Source organism: Rhizobiales bacterium NRL2, from assembly GCA_001664005.1.
Classification (GTDB): Bacteria; Pseudomonadota; Alphaproteobacteria; order Minwuiales; family Minwuiaceae; genus Minwuia.
Genome location: CP016093.1, coordinates 1,625,435 through 1,644,160, shown reverse-complemented (window position 1 = coordinate 1,644,160; position 18,726 = coordinate 1,625,435). Strand labels below are relative to the sequence as shown.

Sequence of the window (18,726 nt, the reverse complement as noted above, 5' to 3'; positions counted from 1 at the left end):
GCTGCCGCGCAAGCGCAGCTTGACCACGGGGGGTTCCGCGTCATCTTTCGCCGTTCCGACTGGGACAGGGGCGCAGGATGACGGCGGCGGAACACAGGATCGGCAAGGTCCAGGCGACGGGCTTCATGATCGCGCTGCTGGCCGCGATCACGGCGATCGGGCAGTTCGCCACCAACATCTACCTGCCGGCGCTGCCGTCGATCGCCGCCGAGATGGATGCCGGCGCGGCCGAGGCGCAGCTCACGCTGACGGCCTATCTGGCGACATTCGCCCTGACCCAGCTCGCCTACGGTCCGGTGTCGGACCGGTTCGGGCGGCGAATCGTGCTGATGTTCGGCCTTGCCGTCTTCGTCGCCGGCAGCGTGGCCTGCATGCTGGCGCCGGATATCGTCATGCTGATTGCCGGCCGTGTGCTGCAGGCCTTCGGCGGCGCGGCCTGCACCGTCGTGGCGCGCGCGGTCGTCCGCGACAGCTTCGACGGCCCTGCGCTGCAGAAGGTCATGGCCCTGATCGCCATCCTGTTCGCCCTGGTGCCGGGACTGTCGCCGCTGTTCGGGGCGCTGCTGCAGGAATTCGCCGGCTGGCGCTCCATATTCGCCGTCACCGGGGTGGCGGGCCTGGTGGTGGCGGCGTTGATGGTTGCCCGCCTGCCGGAAACACTTTCCCGCCGTCTGCCCAAACTGAATGCGGCCGAGCTGATCCGCGGCTACGCCATGGTGATGGGCAACGCCGCCTTCCGGCGCTTCGCGATCCCCAACGCGCTCATCTTCGCGGCGATGTTCGCCTTCTTCGGCGGCTCGCCGCGCACCTTCATCACCTTTCTCGGCGTCTCGCCGACGGAATACGGCTTCTATCCGCCGCTGGCCTCCCTCGGCTTCGTGATCGGCGGCCTGGTGGTGCGCGCGCTTGCCGGGCGGATGGACGCAGTGGGCATCTGCAAACTGGGCCTCGCCGTGGTTCTCGCGGCCTGCGCCTTCGGCTATGTCATGCCGCTGCTGGGCCTGATCGACAAGTTCGTGCTGATCGGCGCCGTCGTCGCCTTCGTTTCGGGGCTGGGCATCTTCCTGCCCACGGCGATGGCCAGCGCATTGCAGATCTTCCCGGACCGGGCGGGAACGGCCTCCGCCATGATGGGTTTCCTGCAGATGGCCGGCGCCGGGATCGGCAGTGCGCTGGTCGCCGTCTATCAGGAGCCGTTTCCGATCCTGGCCTATCCCGCGATCATGTTCTTCGCGGTGGCGCTTTCGGTGATCTATTTCCTGCCGAGACGCGCCCGCGCCTGAAGGCTCAGTCCGTCATCCAGCCCAGCAGGCGGCCGAAGAAGGCCTCGCACGCCGCGATCTGATCCAGCGCCACGAACTCGTCGGGCTTGTGCGCCTGGGCGATGTCACCCGGCCCGCAGACGATGGTCGGCACGCCGGCGCCGTGATAGTGCCCGGCCTCGGTGCCGAAGCTGACCTTGGACGTGGCGTTGGTCTGCGCGAAGGACTTGGCCAGGGTGGCGACCTCTGCGTCCTCGGACGTCTCCAGCCCGGCGAACCAGGCGACACGCTCGAACTCGATACCGGTCTCCGGCCGGACCGCGCGCATCTCCGCACAGAGGCGGTCCGCCTCCTCCCTGACACGCGCCAGCAGGTCTTCCGGTTCGTCCGCGGGCAGATTGCGGAATTCGAACAGGAACTCGCAGTCCCTGGGCACGATGTTGAGCGCCGTGCCGCCCTGGACGACGCCGGTGTGAACCGTGGTGTAGGGCGGATCGAAGGCTTCGTCGAAGGGGCCGTTGGCGCGCTTGTCCTCGGCGAGGCGGCGGATCGCCGCGATGGTGAGCGCGGCGTATTCGACGGCGTTGACGCCTTCATGGGTGAGAGACGAATGGCACTCGAAGCCGCGCACGTGACAACGATAGCTCGATTTGCCCTTGTGGCCGATGACCACGCCCATGTTCGTCGGCTCGCCGACCACGCAGAGCCGCGGCTTCACCTCCAGACCGGAGAGCATGGACGCGAGCTGGCGCCCGCCGAGGCAGCCGACCTCCTCGTCATAGGACAGCGCGATGTGTACCGGCATCTTCAGCCGTGCGGCGGCGAAGTCGTCGGCATGCGCGAGACAGATGGCAATGAAGGCCTTCATGTCCGCCGTGCCACGGCCATAGATCCGACCGTCCCGCGTCTCCGCCCGGAACGGGTCGGAGGCCCATTCCTGGCCATCGACAGGCACCACGTCCGAATGTCCCGACAGCATGACGCCCGGCACGTCGGCGGGACCGATGGTGGCCCACAGATTGGCCTTTTCGCCGGTCTCGTCGAACTGCAGCGCCGACGTCACCCCGCGTTCGGCCAGGTAGGACTCCGCCCAGCGGATCAGGTCCAGATTGGAATTCCGGCTGGTCGTGTCGAAGGCGATCAGCCGGTCGAGGATGTCGAGAGTGCGGGTGCCTGGAGAAGTCATGCACAGCCATGTAGCATTCGCCCATCCGGGCATAAAGCGAGGAAAGCAGGATGTGCGGACGCTACAGCCTGACGACGCCGCTGGAAGCGCTCCGGCGGGTCTTCGCCTTCGAGGGCTCGCCGAACCTTGCGGCCCGCTACAACATTGCGCCGACCCAGTCCGCGCCGGTGCTGCGCCGCCATCCGGACGGCCGGCTGCTGTGCCACGAACTCCGCTGGGGTCTCGTCCCCTCCTGGGCGAAGGACATGTCGGGGGCCGCCCGCATGATCAACGCGCGTTCGGAAACCGTCGCGGAGAAACCCGCCTTCCGGGCGGCCTTCGCCCGCCGCCGCTGCCTCGTGCCCGCGGACGGCTTCTACGAATGGCAGAAGCTGGAAAGCGGCAAGCAGCCCTGGCGCATCGTCATGGCGGACCGGTCGCCCTTCGCATTCGCAGGGCTGTGGGAACGCTGGGAGCATCCCGAAGAGGGCAGGATCGACAGCTACACCATCCTGACGACGGACGCCGCACCCGGAATCGCCGAAATCCATCATCGCATGCCTGTCATCCTCGACGCCGCGGACCACGACGCCTGGCTGGATCCGGACGCCGGCCGGGAGGCATTGCTCGATCTGGCCAGGCCCAATGATGGCGTGACGGCCTATCGTGTCTCTGCCCGGGTGGGCAATGTGCGCAATGACGACGCCGAGTTGATCGAGCCCGTGTACGCCTGAAACGCGGCAACCAACATTCAGACGCCGAGTTCGGGCGCCTGCCGCAGCTCGACCCCGGCGATCTTCCATTCGCCGGCCTCGTTCATCTCCATGAAGTACCGCGCCACGACCGCCGAGCCGTCCTGACCGAAGAAAAACACTTCCTGGACGGTGACGTGGTCGAACGCCTCGACCGCCTGGAACTGCATGTCGCGCGGGCGGTAGACCTGCGGATAGCCGGTCCGCACCATTTCCATGAAGTTCGCCGGCGAGCCGAACTTCGCCTGTATGGCCGGCGAGGCGTGGGCGAAGGCGCGGTCGCCGTCTCCCGCGCGGAAGGCGGCGATCTGATCCTCGATGACGGCCCTGATCTCGTCAGCAGGCGCGGCGAGCACCGGCCAGGCGAGACAGAGCGCCAGCACGAGGGCGTGAAGGCGGATACGCATGCACCGATCCTCCGGTTGTTCCGTTACCGGCAGGATACGCGAGAACGGGCGCCGGCGGATCAATTCACTGGCCCCAAACGCGGAAAGGCCGCGTCCCTTGCGGAACGCGGCCTCCCCTTCGAGCCTTTCGGGCGATGACGCCCGGACGGATTTGCCGTCCGGTTACATCATGCCGCCCATGCCGCCCATGCCGCCCATGTCGGGCATGCCACCGCCGGAGGACTTGTTGTCGTCCGGCCGGTCGGCGACCATGGCCTCGGTGGTGATCAGCAGGCCGGCCACGGACGCGGCGTCCTGCAGCGCGGTGCGGACCACCTTGGTCGGATCGATGACACCGGCCTTGACCAGGTTCTCGTACTTCTCGGTCGCGGCGTTGAAGCCGTAGTTGGCGTCCTTCTGGTCCAGCAGCTTGCCGGCCACGACGGCGCCGTCGACGCCGGCGTTCTCGGCGATCTGACGCGCCGGCGCCTGCAGGGCGCGGCGGACGATCTCGACGCCCACGGTCTGGTCGTTGTTGGCGCCCTTGAGGCCTTCAAGCGCCCGCGTGGCGTAGAGCAGCGCGGTGCCGCCGCCCGGAACGATGCCTTCCTCGACCGCAGCGCGGGTGGAGTGGAGGGCGTCATCGACGCGATCCTTCTTCTCCTTCACCTCGATCTCGGAGGCGCCGCCGACCTTGATCACCGCAACGCCGCCGGCCAGCTTGGCCAGCCGCTCCTGCAGCTTCTCGCGGTCGTAGTCGGAGGTGGTATCGTCGATCTGCTTGCGGATCTGGCCGCAGCGAGCCTGGATGTTCTCCTTCTCGCCCGCGCCATCAACAATGGTGGTTTCTTCCTTGTTGATGGTGACGCGCTCGGCCTGGCCCAGCATGTCGAGCGTGACGCTCTCCAGCTTGATGCCCAGATCTTCGGAGATGACCTCGCCGCCGGTCAGGATGGCGATGTCCTCCAGCATGGCCTTGCGGCGGTCGCCGAAGCCCGGCGCCTTGACGGCGGCGATCTTCAGGCCGCCACGCAGCTTGTTCACCACCAGGGTCGCCAGGGCCTCGCCCTCGACGTCCTCGGCGATGATCAGCAGCGGACGCTGGGACTGAACGACAGCCTCCAGGATCGGCAGCATGGGCTGCAGATTGGACAGCTTCTTCTCGTGCAGCAGGATGTAGGGCTTCTCGAGCTCGGCAACCATCTTCTCGGCGTTGGTCACGAAGTACGGCGAGAGGTAGCCGCGGTCGAACTGCATGCCCTCGACGACGTCCAGCTCGGTCTCCAGACCCTTGGACTCCTCGACGGTGATGACGCCTTCCTTGCCGACCTTCTCCATCGCCTCGGCGATCTTGTCGCCGATGTCGGTCTCGCCGTTGGCAGAAATCGTGCCGACCTGAGCCACCTGCGAATTGGTGGTGATGTCGGTCGAGCGCTTCTTGAGATCGGCCACGACCTTCTCGACGGCCAGGTCGATGCCGCGCTTGAGGTCCATCGGGTTCATGCCGGCGGCAACCGACTTCAGGCCTTCGCGCATGATCGAGGCGGCCAGGACGGTCGCGGTGGTGGTGCCGTCGCCGGCTTCGTCATTGGTCCTCGAAGCGACCTCGCGGACCATCTGCGCGCCCATGTTCTCGAACTTGTCCTTGAGTTCGATCTCCTTGGCGACGGTGACGCCGTCCTTGGTGATGCGCGGCGCGCCGAACGACTTCTCGATGACCACATTGCGGCCCTTGGGGCCCAGGGTCACCTTGACGGCGTCGGCCAGGGTCTCGACGCCCTTCGCCATCTTGGTGCGGGCGTCGATGCCAAATTTAACGTCTTTCACGGACATATTTCGTCAATCTCCCATACAGCTCGCGGCCGGCAGCGGGCCCGGCCTGCGCTTCATTTCACGGATCGGGCGATCCCGGTGCTCAGGCCGCCTTCGCCTGCGCAGAACCTTCGATCACGCCGAGGATGTCGGATTCCTTCATGATCAGGAGATCCTCACCATCGATCTTGACCTCGGTGCCCGACCACTTGCCGAACAGGATCCGGTCGCCCGCCTTGACGTCCATGGCGACGGTTTCGCCCCGGTCGTTGCGCGCGCCCGGACCGGCAGCGACGATCTCGCCCTCGCTCGGCTTCTCCTTGGCATTCTCGGGAATGATGATGCCGCCCGCGGTCTTCTCCTCCGACTCGACGCGACGGACGAGCACGCGATCGTGCAAAGGCCGAAAGCCCATCTGGTACCCTCCATAGGTAGGATTATCTGGTGTTCCCTTCGTTAGCACTCACTCTACTCGAGTGCTAGCCGGCAGGTGAGCGGGAGATAACTACCGCGCAGCCTTCTGTCAACTCGACCGGCGCAAAATTCCGGGGTTTTCATCGAGCCCGCGCCGCCGGCTCGGCAGCACTCACGGAACACCGTTGCTAACATATTGATTCAACGATGTTTTTATTGCCTCCACGGGAAAACTTGTCTCACCATGGAGATCGATGCCATCGGAAATCGAGGAGATTGCCCATGACGAACATGGAGATGCAGCTTGCCGGTTACCGGCTGACCACCGCCGAAATCCTCTATCACATGCCCGATCATCCGGGACTGCTCCAGACGTTCGTCTGGCAGACCATGGACCTCGCGCCCGACTATCCGCGGATACGGCAGTTCCTGGAATTCTGGGAAGCGGAGATCGAGGGGCCGCTGCATTCCGTCCGCATCGCCGGCGGCGAACTGATCAAGCCCGTGGCCATGAACCACTGCGACGCCATCGTCACCCTTCACTAGCCGGAAGCGCCCTCATTCGGCGGCGCGCGGCAGCCGGCCCTTGGCCCAGCGGCCGGCATCTGCCGGAGACAGCCGCACGGTGACGTGAACGCCATCGTCCGCGTCCTCCCGCGCGACCACTTCGCCATGACTGTAGAGCCAGGCCAGCGCCCGCCCGTCGGCTGCATCGACCACGTCGCTGATCTCGACCCTGTCGCGGGCGATCCGCCGGGCGATCTCCGCGGCGAGGGCTTCCATCCCCTCCCCCGTCACGGCGGAGATGAGCACGCCCGGATGGGGCAGCGCCGCGGCCTCGGCGCGGAGATGCGCCCGTTCGTCGGGCCCCAGCAGATCCGCCTTGTTCCAGACTTCGATCAGATTCGGATTGTCCGCGACCTCGATGCCCAGCGTCTTCAGGATGCCGTGCACGTCGGCCGCCTGCGCTTCGGAATCGGGCTGCGCGGCATCGCGCACATGCAGGATCAGGTCAGCCTCGGTGACTTCCTCCAGAGTGGCGCGGAAGGCGGCGACGAGCTGCGTCGGCAGATCGGCCACGAACCCCACCGTATCCGAAAGGATCACCGGACGGCCGTCAGCGAGCTGGACCGAGCGCATGGTCGGATCGAGCGTCGCGAACAGCAGATCCCGGGCGAACACATCGGCGCCGCTCAGGCGGTTGAACAGAGTCGACTTGCCGGCATTGGTGTAGCCGACCAGCGCGACCACCGGATAGGGAACCGCGCGGCGCGGCTTGCGGTGCAGTTCGCGGGTGCGGCGGACCTTTTCCAGATCCTGCTTCAGGCGGACGATGCGTTCGTCGATCAGGCGCCGGTCGATCTCGATCTGACGCTCGCCGGGACCGCCCATGAAGCCCGCGCCGCCGCGCTGACGCTCCAGATGGGTCCATGAACGCACCAGGCGGCTGCGCTGGTACTGGAGATGCGCGAGTTCCACCTGCAGCCGGCCTTCCCGTGTCCGCGCCCGCTCCCCGAAGATCTCGAGGATCAAGCCGGTGCGGTCGATCACCTTGACCTTCAGATCGCGTTCCAGATTGCGTTGCTGCGTGGGGCTGAGCGCCGCGTCGAAGACGGCGAGTTCCAGGTCCTCGGCCTGCGCCAGCGCAGCCAGTTCCTCGATCTTGCCGACGCCGATCAGCGTGGCCGGCCGCGGCCGATCGAGGCGGATCGTCTCGCTGTGGCGGATATCGAGCCCTATGGCCCGGCAGAGGCCCACGGCCTCCGCCAGCATCGCCTCGGATTCGCGCGTCGCGTCGGCGGGCGTCCAGGGGACGATAAGCATCGTGCGCGCACCGACGGCATTTTCGGGTGCGCTCATCGCCGGCACCCGCCGGAGAGCGCGATCAGTCCGGCTGTCCCGGCACACCCTCGAACAGGTCGATCGGATGGGCCGGCATCACCGTCGAGATGGCGTGCTTGTAGACCAGCTGCACGTGAGCGTCGCGCCGCAGCAGGACGCAGAAATTGTCGAACCAGGTGATGATCCCCTGCAGCTTCACGCCGTTCACCAGGAAGATGGTCAGCGGAATCTTGTTCTTTCGAACGTGGTTGAGGAAGACGTCCTGCACGTTCTGTGGACGTTCGCTTGCCATGTGCGTCGTTCCTATTGTTCTTGCGCCGGCAGAAACGCGCCAGCGGTTGATTGCCTTCGGCCCGGATACGAAGCCGATATGTGTTCAGATTTGCTACTCCCACAACTGAATATCTGGGGAGCGGCGCGTTTCCGAGCAAGTCGAAACGCGCTGGTCGCGGCATCAGGTACGCGACATCACGCTACTGTCATGCCAGCCGCCGCTTCCGTATCCGATCCAGCCACATAGCGTTCGAACATGTCAACCACGCGCGAGGACACACTGCCGGGACGGCCGTTGCCGATCACGCGGTCGTCAACGCGGACCACGGGCAGCGCCATGCCACTGGCGCTGGTGAGAAAGACCTCCCGCGCCGTTTTCAGTTCCTCGACCGAGAAGGACCGCTCCTCGATCTCGATATCCGTTTCCCGGGCCAGCTTCATCAGCGCCAGCCGGGTGATCCCGTTCAGGATGTCGCTGGAGGCAGGCCGGGTGACCAGTCGTCCGGACTGGTCGACGATCCAGGCATTGGTCGAACTGCCTTCCGTGATCATGCCGTCACCGTCGACCATGAAGGCCTCGTAGGCGCCGGCCTCGCGGGCGGCCTGCTTGGCCAGGCAATTGGGCAGCAGCGACACGGTCTTGATGTCCCGCCGGGCCCAGCGCTGGTCCGGCACTGTGATCACCGCGACGCCTTCGGCGGCGGCCTTGCGCCGGGCGTCGGCCGCCTTGGGCCGGGCATAGATCACCACAGCAGGCTGGGCGTCCCGGGGAAAACCGTGGTCGCGCGCCGCGACGCCGCGGGTGACCTGGATATAGACGAAGCCGTCGCGCACGCGGTTGCGGCGCACCACCTCCTCGATGACCAGGTTCAGCGCCCGGTCCGACATCGGCCGGTCGATACGCAGTTCGCGAAGGCTGCGCGCCAGCCGCTCGACATGGCCGACGCCATCGATCTGCCGGCCGTCGACGATGGGGATGACCTCGTAGACGCCGTCGGAAAACTGGTAACCCCGGTCCTCCACGTGGACGGCGGCGGACTGGTGCGGCACGTACTGGCCGTTGACGAAGGCGGTTCTGGTCAAGTCAGCAATCCATCGAATTCAGCGCCCCCAGAAGGAGGGGGAAAACAGGCCGAGCAGCGCGAGCAGTTCCAGCCGGCCGGCCAGCATGCCCGCAATGATAGCGATTTTCGACACCGGATCGAGTTCGCCGATGGCCACCGCTTCGACGGTGACATAGGTGGCGGCGGGGCCGGCGTTGCTGAGCGCGCCGACGGCCAGGGCCAGCGCCGTCGCCAGGTCATGGCCGTCCAGATCGATCACCACCGCCAGGATGGCCACCGAAAGCATGAACAGCATCAGGAAGTTCCATGTGGCGCGCAGCACCGGCGGCTCCACCCTGTAGCCGCCATAGGTCACGATGGTGACCGCATTGGGATAGGACAGCCGGGTGAGTTCCGCCCCGCCCTGGCGAATCAGCAGCGCGAAGCGCATCAGCTTGAAACCGCCGGCGGTCGAGCCTGCAGCGCCGCCCACCATCATGATCATCAGCAACAGGATCGACAGCGGCGTCGGCCAGGAGCCCGTGATGATGCCCTGATCGGTCTCCAGCCCGAAGAAGCCGGTGGTCGAGGCGACCGCGGCCACTGCGAAGATCGCCTGGCCAAGGCTGCTGGCGAGATCCAGTTCCGTCATGCCCCAGATGATCAGCGCCGCCATCAGGGCGGAAATGCCGCACAGCCGCCCGAAGGCGCGGATCTCCGGATCCTCGCGGTAGACCCTGAAGCGGCCGTGGAACGCCGCCCAGTGCAGGGTGAAGTTCAGCGCCGAGCCGAGCATGAAGACGACCAGAACGCCCTGCGCGAAGGATGACAGGTCCGCGACGCCGTTCGTGCTGGTGGTGAACCCGCCCGTGGAGACGGTGGACATGGCGTAGCAGACCGCATGGAAGGCCTCCACGCCCGAAACCCAGAGCAGCACCGCGCAGGCCAGGGTGATGATGACGTAGACCCACCAGACCGCCGACAGGGTGTCCTTCAGCCGCGCGACCAGCGTGTTCGCATCGCCGGAAGGGATGGCGCTGCGGTAGACCGCCAGACCGCCCAGACCGAACAGGCCCAGCAGCACGACCGCCAGCATGATCGTCGCCAGACCGCCGATCCACTGCAGTTCGGCGCGCCAGAACAGCATCGAACGCGGCAAGAGCTCCGGCGTGGCGAAGACGCTGTAGCCCGTCGTGGTCAGGCCCGACATCGCCTCCAGATAGCCGTCCAGCGGCCCGACCAGGTTGGCGAAGGGAATCGCACCGAACACGGGCAGCACGGTCCAGATGAGGCAGGCCAGCAGAAACGCCTCCCGCCGCCCCGCCGCACGCTGCCTGCCGCCGAGCGAGGCGAGGGTCAGCGCGCCGCCGAACATCCCCGTGATCAGGATGGTGGTGAGGAAGACCGGCCAGGTGCCGACCTCCCCATGGAACAGGGCGATTCCGATCGGGAAGATCATGGTCAGGGCGAAGATGACCATCGACCAGCCGAGAACCGACAGCACCGCGGTCAGCGCCATGGCTCAGTCCCCGGGCATCAGAAGAACCGCAGGCCCGCGGACAACATGCTCTCCAGCTTCTTCACGCTCTCGCGAAGCGCGAACAGGATCACCCGGTCCTTGCGCTGGATCACCATCGAGCCCCGCGGCTTGAGCACCTGGGGGCCGCGTACGATCGCGCCGACGATGACGCCGGCCGGCAGTTCCACTTCCCGCAGCGGCTTGCCGATCAGCAGCGAGGTTTCCAGCGCCTCGGCCTCCATCACCTCGGCGGCGCCGTCGCGGATCGAATAGATGCGCCGGATGCGGCCGCGGCGCACGTGCTGCAGGATCGACGAGACGGTGGTCGCGCGCGGGTTGACGGCCACGTCGATGCCGAGCGACCCGACCAGCGCCTCGTAGGCCTTGTTGTTGACCAGGGCGATCGCCTTCTCGCAGCCGAGCTGCTTGGCCATCAGCGAGACCAGGATGTTTGTCTCGTCGTCGTTCGTCAGCGCCACGATCGCGTGGGCGTTGGAGATGTTGGCTTCTTCCAGGATCTCGGCGTCCAGGGCGTCGCCGCAGAGCACAACGGCGCTCTCGAGACGGTCCGCAACGAACTCCGCCCGGCTGCGGTCCGATTCGATCACCTTCAGATTGACCCGATCCTTCTCCTGCTCCAGGTCGCGCCCCAGCACCAGCCCGATATTGCCGCCGCCCACGATGACGATGCGGTGGGCGTCGTGTTCCTCGTGACCGAACAGCGGCATGGCGCGGCGCGCATGCTGGGTGTCGACCACGAAATAGACGTCGTCTCCCGGCAGCATCTGGTCGGTCGGCGACGGCACGAACAGCTTCTCCGCACGATTGATGCCGGTGACGATGATGTTGAGATTCGGGAAAAGCTCCGTGAGCTGCCGCAGCGGCTGATGAGCAATCGGGCAGTCATCCTCGATGCGCACGCCGATCATGCGCACCCTGTCGTCCGCGAACGGCAGCATGTCGAAGGCGCCGGGCATGTGCAGCGCGCGGTTGACCGCGTGGGCCACCTCCACTTCGGGAGAGATGATGGCATCGATCGGCATGTGTTCGCGCGTGAACAGATGGCTGAACGACGGCCGGAGATAGTTCTGCGCCCGGATGCGGGCGATCTTGGTCGGCACATTGAAGATCGAATGGGCCACCTGGCAGGCGACCATGTTGACCTCGTCGGCGAAGGTCACGGCGATCAGCATCTCGGCGTCCGCCGCGCCGGCGCGGTCGAGCATGTCGGGGTGGGAGGCGAAACCCACCAGGCCGCGCACGTCGTAGGCCTCGCTGATCCGGCGGATCAGTTCGGGTGACTGGTCGATGATGGTCACGTCGTTCTGTTCTTCCGCCAGATGGCGGGCAATGTTGGAGCCGACCTGACCCGCGCCGCAGACGATCACTTTCATGGCGCGGACGTTAGCCTGTTTCCCGCGGGTGCGGAACAGCCCTTCAATGCCGGCTCAGCGGGCGCCGCGTTCCCCGCCCACACCCAGCAGCTTCAGCTTGCGGTGCAGGGCCGAACGCTCCATGCCGACAAAGGCGGCGGTCTTGGTGACGTTGCCGCCGAAGCGTTCGATCTGGGCCAGCAGATATTCGCGCTCGAAGACCTCGCGCGCCTCTCTCAGCGGCATGGCCATGATCTCCTGGCTGGTCTCCGGCCTGAGCGTCGCCGCCGCCGGGTTGGTGATCTCGACCGGCAGCATCTCGACGGTGATCGGCGCGCGCGCCTCGCCCGGCGCCATGATGAGCAGCTGTTCGACGACATTGCGGAGCTGGCGCGCATTGCCCGGCCAGTCATAGGCCTGCAGCGCCGCCATCGCCGCCTCGTCGATAGTGCGCGGCGTCAGCCCGGCGCTGTCGGCGCTGCGCTGTACGAAATAGCGCGCCATGGCCGGAATATCCTCCCGCATCAGGCGCAGCGGCGGGGTCTGGATCGGCACCACGTTGAGGCGATGGAACAGGTCGCGGCGGAAGCGGCCGTCATCGGCTTCCCCCTGCAGGTCCCGGCTGCTGGACGACAGGACCCGCACGTCAACGCGCACCGGCCGGCCACCGCCGACCCGCTCGAAGGTCTGATCCAGCAGAACGCGCAGAATCTTGTTCTGCGTCTGCTCCGGCATGTCGGAAACCTCGTCCAGGAACAGCGTGCCGCCGTGGGCCTGTTCCAGCAGGCCGATCTTGCGCGAACGCACCTGGCCGCCGGCCGGGGCCTCTTCGCCGAACAGCTCCAGTTCCATGCGCTCGGGTTCGATCATGGCCGCGTTGACGACCACGAATGGCCCGCCGGCGCGCTTCGACAGGGCGTGGATCTGGCGCGCCACCACTTCCTTGCCGGAGCCCGAAGGCCCGCTGATCATCACCCGGCTGTTGGTCGGCGCCACCTTCTCGATGGCCGCCCGCAGGGCGCTCAGCGGCTGGGAGGCGCCGATAAGCGCCGCGTCGCCGCCGGCGCGGACCCGCAGCTCCGCGTTCTCCCGCCGGAGCCGCGCGGCCTCCAGCGCCCGTTCGGCGATGAGCACGAGGCGGTCGGTCTGGAACGGCTTCTCGATGAAATCATAGGCGCCGCGCTGGATGGCGGCGACCGCGGTCTCGATGTTGCCGTGCCCGCTGATCATCACGATCGGAACGTCGGGCGCGCGTTCCTGCATCATGTCGAGCAGTTCCAGCCCGTCGAGGCGGCTTCCCTGCAGCCACACATCCAGAACGATCAGCGCCGGAGCGCGGTCGCCGACCTCCTCCAGCGCCTCGTCGGCGGTGCCGGCGACCCGGGTCTCGTATCCCTCATCCGACAGGATGCCGGCGACCAGCATCCGGATATCGGCTTCGTCGTCGACGATCAGGACGTCAAGGGCCATTGCTTTCCTAACCGCTGTCTCCGTCGGCACGGAGCCGTTCCTCACCCTGGTCGGCCAGCGGGAAGACAAGTGTCACCGCGGCGCCAGGGCCGGTTGCCCGATCGCCCAGATGTAGGGAGCCGGAATGATCTTCCATGATCTTCCGCACGATCGCGAGGCCCAGACCCGTGCCCTTATCTCTCGTGGTCATGTAAGGCTCCGTCAAGCGGTCCCGCTCCGAAACCGGCAACCCGATGCCGTTATCCGTGACTGTGATCACCACACCGTCACTGTTGCAGGAAAGCTTCACTTCCACGACGCCCAATTCGTCGCACGTCTCGCGCGCCTCGATCGCCTGCACGGCATTGAGCAGCACATTCGTCAGCACCTGGGCGACCTGGCGGCGGTCGCAGGGCAGCGGCGGCAGGCCGCTCTCCAGGTCCATGCGGAACTCGATCGACGGGTTCGCGACCTCGACGGCGAAGACGGCCTGCCGCACCAGGTCGGCGACCGGTTCCGGCCGCATCACCGGCGCAGGCATGCGGGCGAAGGCTGAAAATTCGTCGATCATGCGGCCGATGTCGCCGACCTGACGCACGATGGTGTCGGTGCACTGCAAGAAGATTTCGCGATCGGTTTCGATCTGCTTCAGATACTTGCGCTTCAGCCGCTCGGCCGAAAGCTGGATCGGCGTCAGCGGATTGCGGATCTCGTGGGCGATGCGCCGCGCGACGTCGGCCCAGACGGCCATGCGCTGGGCGGCGACCAGATCGGTGATGTCATCGAAGGTGACGACATAGCCCAGAACCTCCCGCTCACGGCGCTCCGCACCGACGCGGACGAAGAAGGTCTTGGCGTTGCCGTCCCGGATGATGGTGATCTCCCCCTCTGCCAGACGGTGCGGGCGCTCGCGCGCAGCCGCGAGCAGATCCGCCATCTCGGGCACCGCCGATTCCAGCGGATGCCCCACCAGATCGTCCTGCTTCAGCGACAGCAGCCGCAGGGCGGACCGGTTGGGCAGGTCGACGACGCCGTTGTGATCGGTGCCGATCACACCCGCGGTGACGCCGGACAGCACCGTCTCCATGAACCGCCGGCGTTCGTCGAGCGTCCGGTTGGCCTGCACCAGGGCCGCCTGCTGGCTCTCGAGCTGCCGCGCCATCCGGTTGAAGGTTCGGCCCAGCATGTTGATCTCGTCGTCCTCGTCGGAAGTGACAACGCGGGCCTGCATGTCCCCCTCGCGCAGTTTCTCGGCCGCGCCGACGATGTCGCCCAGCCGGGTGGAGAGGCGGGTCGAGAAGTTCAGCGCCAGCCATACGGCGGCCAGCATCAGCAGCACGGTGACGACGCCGAACAGGAGCACGAACGTCAGCTCGAAACTGAACCGCTGCGCGGCCAGCCGCTCGTAGTCGGTGGCCGCCTGCTGCGCCCGTTCCACCTGTTCGGCAACGCGCGGCTCCACGAAGCGGGCGACATAGAGATAGGCGCGATAGGTGCCCAGAAAGCCGGTAAGCTGAACCAGCGCGCCGGCCTTGTCGTTGGCCGTCAGGTCGATATTCCCGCCCACCGGCTCGTCCGCGGGCAGCGCGACGACCGCGCCATCGTCAGCGGCCTCGATGGCCGAGATCGGGATCTGCTCCGCGAGGCTGTCGGAGGCCAGGCTGGTCTGCGCCAGGACCTGGCCCGAGCGGTCGAAGACGATGGCCTCGCTGAGGCCGCGGGCGCCGGCCTGTGTGATCAGCAGACGGGTCAGCAGGGCGGTGTCGTCCTGCACTTCGGGGGCCACACGGTTCAGATCCTGCGCCATCGCCAGGACATCGGCGCGGATCGTGGCGCGGTGTTCCTGAATCAGCGACCGGGCGACGGCGACCGATTCCGAAACCGCCTTCTGGGCGCGGTCGCTGAACCAGCCCTCGATCCTGAGGTCGAAGAACAGCGTGGAAAAGCCGGCGACCAGCAGCGCGGGGATCACGGCGGCGGCGGCGAACAGGGCGCCGAGACGCATGTGCAGCCCCGCGCCGGCGCGGCCGTCGCGGTGGGCGATCCAGATACGGGCGACCCGTCCCACGATCGCGACGACCAGCAGCAACAGCACGACGATGTCGAAGACGACCACCCCGGCCGGGATATCGCGGAGGCTGGAAGGCGGCTCCGGCGAGCCGAACAGGGCGGCATAGGTCGCCGCACCAGCGAGCAAGGCCAGGGCGGCCAGCGTGAACACGCCCGCGCGGCCCGGTCTGAGTCCCAGCACCCACGCGCGCAACCGGCCCAGGCGGCGCGTATCCACCTTTTCGGCAGCCTCGGTCATCTCGCCCGCACAGCCCGTTTCATGGCCCGGACTATAACCCCTTCGCGGCCCCGACGCGCGACCGTCGAATTGCGGCCGCCGGCGATGCCGCACGCTTGATCTGTCGCGCGCCGGGGGCGATGCTGTCGGCCATGAACATACAGTCCTCCAATACCTCGGCCCCGGCCGCGTCCGGCCATATGCAGAGGCCCGGCGCGATCGGCAATCTGGCCGACGACGTCCGCGGCGCCAACTTCTTCGAAATCGACGCCTCGCTCCGGTCGCTGCTGACCCTCTACTGCGCGGAAGAGCTGCGCAACCACATGTGGCCGCACTGGCGGGAACTCGGCGAGCTGGCGGGCGGGAGGCTGGACGAACTGGCCGACATCGCCGACAAGCATCCGCCCGTGCTGCATCCGCGCGACCGCTTCGGCCGCGACCAGGAGTGGATCGAGCATCATCCCGCCTACCGGGAGATGGAGGAGATCGCGCTCGGCCGTTTCGGTCTGCACGCCATGAGCCACATGCCCGGCGTGCTCGGCTGGCCCGACAAGGTGCCGCCGATCGCCAAGTACGCCTTTACCTACCTGTTCGTACAGGCGGAATTCGGCCTGATGTGTCCGATCAGCCTGTCGGACACCGGCCTCTACATGATGCGCCGCTATGGCGACGACTTCATTCAGGAGACCTACGTCAAGCGCATGCTTACCCAGGATCTGTCGACGCTGATCAAGGCGTCCCAGTTCATGACCGAGAAGCCGGGCGGCTCCGACGTCGGCCAGGTCGAGACTGTGGCGCGCCGGGAGGATGGCGGCTGGCGGCTCTACGGCGAGAAATGGTTCTGCTCCAACCCCCATGCCGACGTGGCCCTGCTGCTGGCGCGGCCCGAGGGCCGGGAAGCGGGCACCAAGGGCCTGGGTCTGTTCCTGATGCCTAAGATCCGGCCCAACGGCGAACGCAACAGCTATCGGATCGTGCGCCTAAAGGACAAGCTGGGCACCAGTTCGATGGCCTCCGGCGAGATACTGATCGAGGGCGCCGAGGCGTTCGCGCTGGGCGACGTCAACAGCGGCCTGAAGCAGATGATGGAGCAGGTCAACCTGTCCCGCCTGTCGCACGGCGTGCGCGCCGCGGCGATGATGCGGCGCTGCTGGAACGAAGCTCTGGCGGCGGCGCGCAGCCGCATCGCCTTCGGCCGGGCCGTCGCCGACATGCCGCTGGCGCAGCGCCAGCTGATGAAGCTCCTGTTGCCGACGGAGCAGGCGCTCAGCATGTACGCCTATACCGCCGAGGCTATGGGTGCGGCGCAGGCCGACGATGCGGAGGCCGCCACGCGGCTGCGTATCCTCACCGGCCTGTTCAAGTTCCGCGCCTGCCGCGACAATCCGACGGTCGCCACCGGCTCCATGGAGATCCGCGGCGGCAATGGCTACATCGAGGACTTCGTCAATGCGCGGCTGATCCGCGACGCCCAGATCGGCCTGCTGTGGGAAGGCACCAGCAACATCAACGGCCTGGACGTGCTCAACCGCGCCGTTGCGAAGGTCGGTGCACACCGGAGGCTGGCCGACGACCTGGCCGCGCGGCTCAACGCCTCCAACGCCCTGCCGCCCTCGCTTCGCGAGCAGGCCGGGGATTGCCTGGAGCGCGCCACGGCGATGGCCGAGGAAGTCGCGCGCCGCGGCGACGAAACCCAGGCGCGCAAGGTAGCGAGCGCACTCTATCACGCCACCACGGCGGCGCTGATGGCCTGGGAGGGCGCGACGCTGGGCGGGCGCGGCGACGATGCCCGCCGCATGCTGCTGTCGCGGCTGGTGATCGAGAAGCGGCTGCTGCCCGAGGATCCGCTGGCGCCGGAGAGTGGCGACTTCGGACAGGCCGCCGCCGCGGCCCTGCTCGACGACGCGCCGGTGACGCTGGACCGTGCGGTCGAGTTGCTGGCACTGCCCTGAGAACGACATGAAAGGGTCCCCCGGGAGATCGTATCTGCTGGACGCGGACCGCAATCCGATCATCCGGTTCCAGCGCCAGTTGGTGGAACGCCACGGCGTGCTGCGAAGCGCCGTCCTGACCACGGCCGGCTTCACCATTGCCTCCGTTGTCGTCAGCCTGATCTGTTACGAGATTCTCGGGATCGACTATCTGGGCCACCCGATCGCGATCGTGATGCCGATCGTGCTGCCGGTCGTGACCGGGTTTCCGACGACCTTCATCATCCACCTTCTGGTCGGCGTCACGCTGGAGCGCGAAAAGCTGGCCCAGGCGCAGCAGCAGGAACTGGCGGAACTGGCCTGGGAGGCGGCCGAGCAGCGCAGCGCCGCCGAGGCGGCCAGCCGCTCCAAGTCGGCGATGCTGGCGAACATGACCCATGAACTGCGCACGCCGCTGAACGCCATCATCGGCTTCTCGGACGTGCTCAAGGCGGAGGGGGTCGACGGCCTGGACGGCGAACGGCTGCGCCAGTACGCTCTGGACATCAACCTGAGCGGGCGGCACCTGCTGGAACTGGTCAACGACCTGCTGGAACTGGCGCGGCTGGAGCGCGGCAACCGCGACTTCTATCCCGAAGCGATCGACCTGGGAGAGAAGATCGCCGAGGTCTGCCGCATCATGCGCGAGCAGGCAGCCTCGGCCGGGGTTGCGTTGTCGGCCGAACCGGGCGGCGCGCCGGTCATTGCGCTGACCGACGACCAGACCCTGCGCCAGATGCTGCTCAACCTGATCTCCAACGCCCTGAAGTTCACGCCCTCGGGCGGCGAGGTCCGCCTGTTTCCGGAAATGCGCGCAGGCCACCCGTGCGTCAGCGTGCGCGACACCGGCATAGGCATCGCCGAGGATGACCGCGAACGGATCTTCGATCCCTTCAGCCAGGTCGACAACGACTTCACCCGGCGGAAGACCGGGAGCGGCCTGGGGCTGGCGCTGGTCAAGACCATGATCGAGCAGCAGGGCGGGCGGATCGAGCTCGAAAGCGCGCCGGGACAGGGTTCGACCTTCCGGCTGGTCTTCCCCGAGGCCGTCGAGCAGGCCGGTTCCCAGGCTGCGGATTGACCGGCGCCAACACCGCGACAGAAATCACCTTCCCGCCGGCGGGGGCACGTGTCTATTCTCGTCGCCCCTGCCTCAAGACGAAATCCCAGTTCCGCAAG

16 protein-coding genes are annotated in these 18,726 nt (G+C 67.0%); 5 read left to right on the top strand and 11 right to left on the bottom strand.

Annotated elements, in window-relative coordinates; all coding sequences use genetic code 11:
• Positions 1–77 precede the first annotated feature (77 nt).
• Positions 78–1,283, top strand: a complete 1,206-nt coding sequence (locus tag TEF_07615; GenBank protein ANK80680.1) for a hypothetical protein — start codon at positions 78–80, stop codon at positions 1,281–1,283.
• A gap of 4 nt (positions 1,284–1,287) precedes the next feature.
• Here TEF_07615 and TEF_07610 read toward each other — a convergent pair whose 3' ends face one another.
• On the bottom strand, positions 1,288–2,448 hold the full coding sequence (locus TEF_07610) for an acetylornithine deacetylase (ArgE) (protein ANK80679.1): 1,161 nt from the start codon (positions 2,446–2,448) through the stop codon (positions 1,288–1,290).
• 50 nt (positions 2,449–2,498) lie between these two features.
• Between TEF_07610 and TEF_07605 the strand changes: the two genes are divergently transcribed.
• On the top strand, positions 2,499–3,161 hold the full coding sequence (locus tag TEF_07605; GenBank protein ANK80678.1) for a hypothetical protein: 663 nt from the start codon (positions 2,499–2,501) through the stop codon (positions 3,159–3,161).
• 17 nt (positions 3,162–3,178) lie between these two features.
• Here the strand turns inward: TEF_07605 and TEF_07600 are convergent, their stop codons facing one another.
• The 3 genes from TEF_07600 to TEF_07590 all read right to left on the bottom strand — a co-directional run bounded on the left by TEF_07600 (position 3,179) and on the right by TEF_07590 (position 5,792).
• Entirely contained in the window at positions 3,179–3,586 is a 408-nt protein-coding gene (locus TEF_07600) for a hypothetical protein (protein ID ANK80677.1), read from the bottom strand.
• Between the two features lie 162 nt (positions 3,587–3,748).
• Entirely contained in the window at positions 3,749–5,398 is a 1,650-nt protein-coding gene (locus TEF_07595; protein ID ANK80676.1) for a chaperonin GroL, read from the bottom strand.
• 82 nt (positions 5,399–5,480) lie between these two features.
• Entirely contained in the window at positions 5,481–5,792 is a 312-nt protein-coding gene (locus TEF_07590; protein ANK80675.1) for a co-chaperone GroES, read from the bottom strand.
• Between the two features lie 281 nt (positions 5,793–6,073).
• Here TEF_07590 and TEF_07585 point away from each other — a divergent pair, with 281 nt between their 5' ends.
• Complete coding sequence (locus tag TEF_07585) at positions 6,074–6,337, top strand: Usg family protein (protein ID ANK80674.1); 264 nt, start codon at positions 6,074–6,076, stop codon at positions 6,335–6,337.
• Between the two features lie 12 nt (positions 6,338–6,349).
• Here TEF_07585 and TEF_07580 read toward each other — a convergent pair whose 3' ends face one another.
• The 7 genes from TEF_07580 to TEF_07550 all read right to left on the bottom strand — a co-directional run bounded on the left by TEF_07580 (position 6,350) and on the right by TEF_07550 (position 15,511).
• A complete protein-coding gene (locus TEF_07580; GenBank protein ANK80673.1) occupies positions 6,350–7,651 on the bottom strand; it encodes a GTPase HflX in 1,302 nt (433 codons plus the stop codon).
• Positions 7,652–7,676: 25 nt separating this feature from the next.
• Positions 7,677–7,925 (bottom strand): RNA chaperone Hfq, encoded by a 249-nt coding sequence (locus TEF_07575; protein ANK80672.1) that lies wholly within the window; start codon positions 7,923–7,925, stop codon positions 7,677–7,679.
• Positions 7,926–8,101: 176 nt separating this feature from the next.
• Positions 8,102–8,989, bottom strand: a complete 888-nt coding sequence (locus TEF_07570; GenBank protein ANK80671.1) for a D-amino acid aminotransferase — start codon at positions 8,987–8,989, stop codon at positions 8,102–8,104.
• An 18-nt stretch (positions 8,990–9,007) separates the two neighbouring features.
• On the bottom strand, positions 9,008–10,468 hold the full coding sequence (locus TEF_07565) for a hypothetical protein (GenBank protein ANK80670.1): 1,461 nt from the start codon (positions 10,466–10,468) through the stop codon (positions 9,008–9,010).
• Positions 10,469–10,485: 17 nt separating this feature from the next.
• Positions 10,486–11,862, bottom strand: a complete 1,377-nt coding sequence (locus tag TEF_07560) for a Trk system potassium transport protein TrkA (GenBank protein ANK80669.1) — start codon at positions 11,860–11,862, stop codon at positions 10,486–10,488.
• A 54-nt stretch (positions 11,863–11,916) separates the two neighbouring features.
• Positions 11,917–13,311 carry a sigma-54-dependent Fis family transcriptional regulator gene (locus TEF_07555; protein ID ANK80668.1) on the bottom strand — a complete coding sequence of 465 codons (1,395 nt, stop codon included), beginning with the start codon at positions 13,309–13,311 and terminating at the stop codon, positions 11,917–11,919.
• 7 nt (positions 13,312–13,318) lie between these two features.
• Complete coding sequence (locus TEF_07550) at positions 13,319–15,511, bottom strand: hypothetical protein (protein ANK83342.1); 2,193 nt, start codon at positions 15,509–15,511, stop codon at positions 13,319–13,321.
• A 266-nt stretch (positions 15,512–15,777) separates the two neighbouring features.
• Between TEF_07550 and TEF_07545 the strand changes: the two genes are divergently transcribed.
• Both TEF_07545 and TEF_07540 read left to right on the top strand, forming a co-directional pair.
• On the top strand, positions 15,778–17,529 hold the full coding sequence (locus TEF_07545; protein ID ANK83341.1) for a DNA alkylation response protein: 1,752 nt from the start codon (positions 15,778–15,780) through the stop codon (positions 17,527–17,529).
• A gap of 7 nt (positions 17,530–17,536) precedes the next feature.
• Complete coding sequence (locus TEF_07540) at positions 17,537–18,628, top strand: hypothetical protein (GenBank protein ANK80667.1); 1,092 nt, start codon at positions 17,537–17,539, stop codon at positions 18,626–18,628.
• Positions 18,629–18,726: the final 98 nt, after the last annotated feature.

Coding starts and splice junctions, on each gene's coding strand:
- TEF_07610 (ANK80679.1), bottom strand. CDS start 2,448: ATGACTTCTCCAGGCACCCGCACTCTCGACATCCTCGACCGGCTGATC.
- TEF_07585 (ANK80674.1), top strand. CDS start 6,074: ATGACGAACATGGAGATGCAGCTTGCCGGTTACCGGCTGACCACCGCC.
- TEF_07565 (ANK80670.1), bottom strand. CDS start 10,468: ATGGCGCTGACCGCGGTGCTGTCGGTTCTCGGCTGGTCGATGGTCATC.
- TEF_07600 (ANK80677.1), bottom strand. CDS start 3,586: ATGCGTATCCGCCTTCACGCCCTCGTGCTGGCGCTCTGTCTCGCCTGG.
- TEF_07590 (ANK80675.1), bottom strand. CDS start 5,792: ATGGGCTTTCGGCCTTTGCACGATCGCGTGCTCGTCCGTCGCGTCGAG.
- TEF_07560 (ANK80669.1), bottom strand. CDS start 11,862: ATGAAAGTGATCGTCTGCGGCGCGGGTCAGGTCGGCTCCAACATTGCC.
- TEF_07595 (ANK80676.1), bottom strand. CDS start 5,398: ATGTCCGTGAAAGACGTTAAATTTGGCATCGACGCCCGCACCAAGATG.
- TEF_07555 (ANK80668.1), bottom strand. CDS start 13,311: ATGGCCCTTGACGTCCTGATCGTCGACGACGAAGCCGATATCCGGATG.
- TEF_07615 (ANK80680.1), top strand. CDS start 78: ATGACGGCGGCGGAACACAGGATCGGCAAGGTCCAGGCGACGGGCTTC.
- TEF_07575 (ANK80672.1), bottom strand. CDS start 7,925: ATGGCAAGCGAACGTCCACAGAACGTGCAGGACGTCTTCCTCAACCAC.
- TEF_07545 (ANK83341.1), top strand. CDS start 15,778: ATGCAGAGGCCCGGCGCGATCGGCAATCTGGCCGACGACGTCCGCGGC.
- TEF_07540 (ANK80667.1), top strand. CDS start 17,537: ATGAAAGGGTCCCCCGGGAGATCGTATCTGCTGGACGCGGACCGCAAT.
- TEF_07580 (ANK80673.1), bottom strand. CDS start 7,651: ATGAGCGCACCCGAAAATGCCGTCGGTGCGCGCACGATGCTTATCGTC.
- TEF_07605 (ANK80678.1), top strand. CDS start 2,499: ATGTGCGGACGCTACAGCCTGACGACGCCGCTGGAAGCGCTCCGGCGG.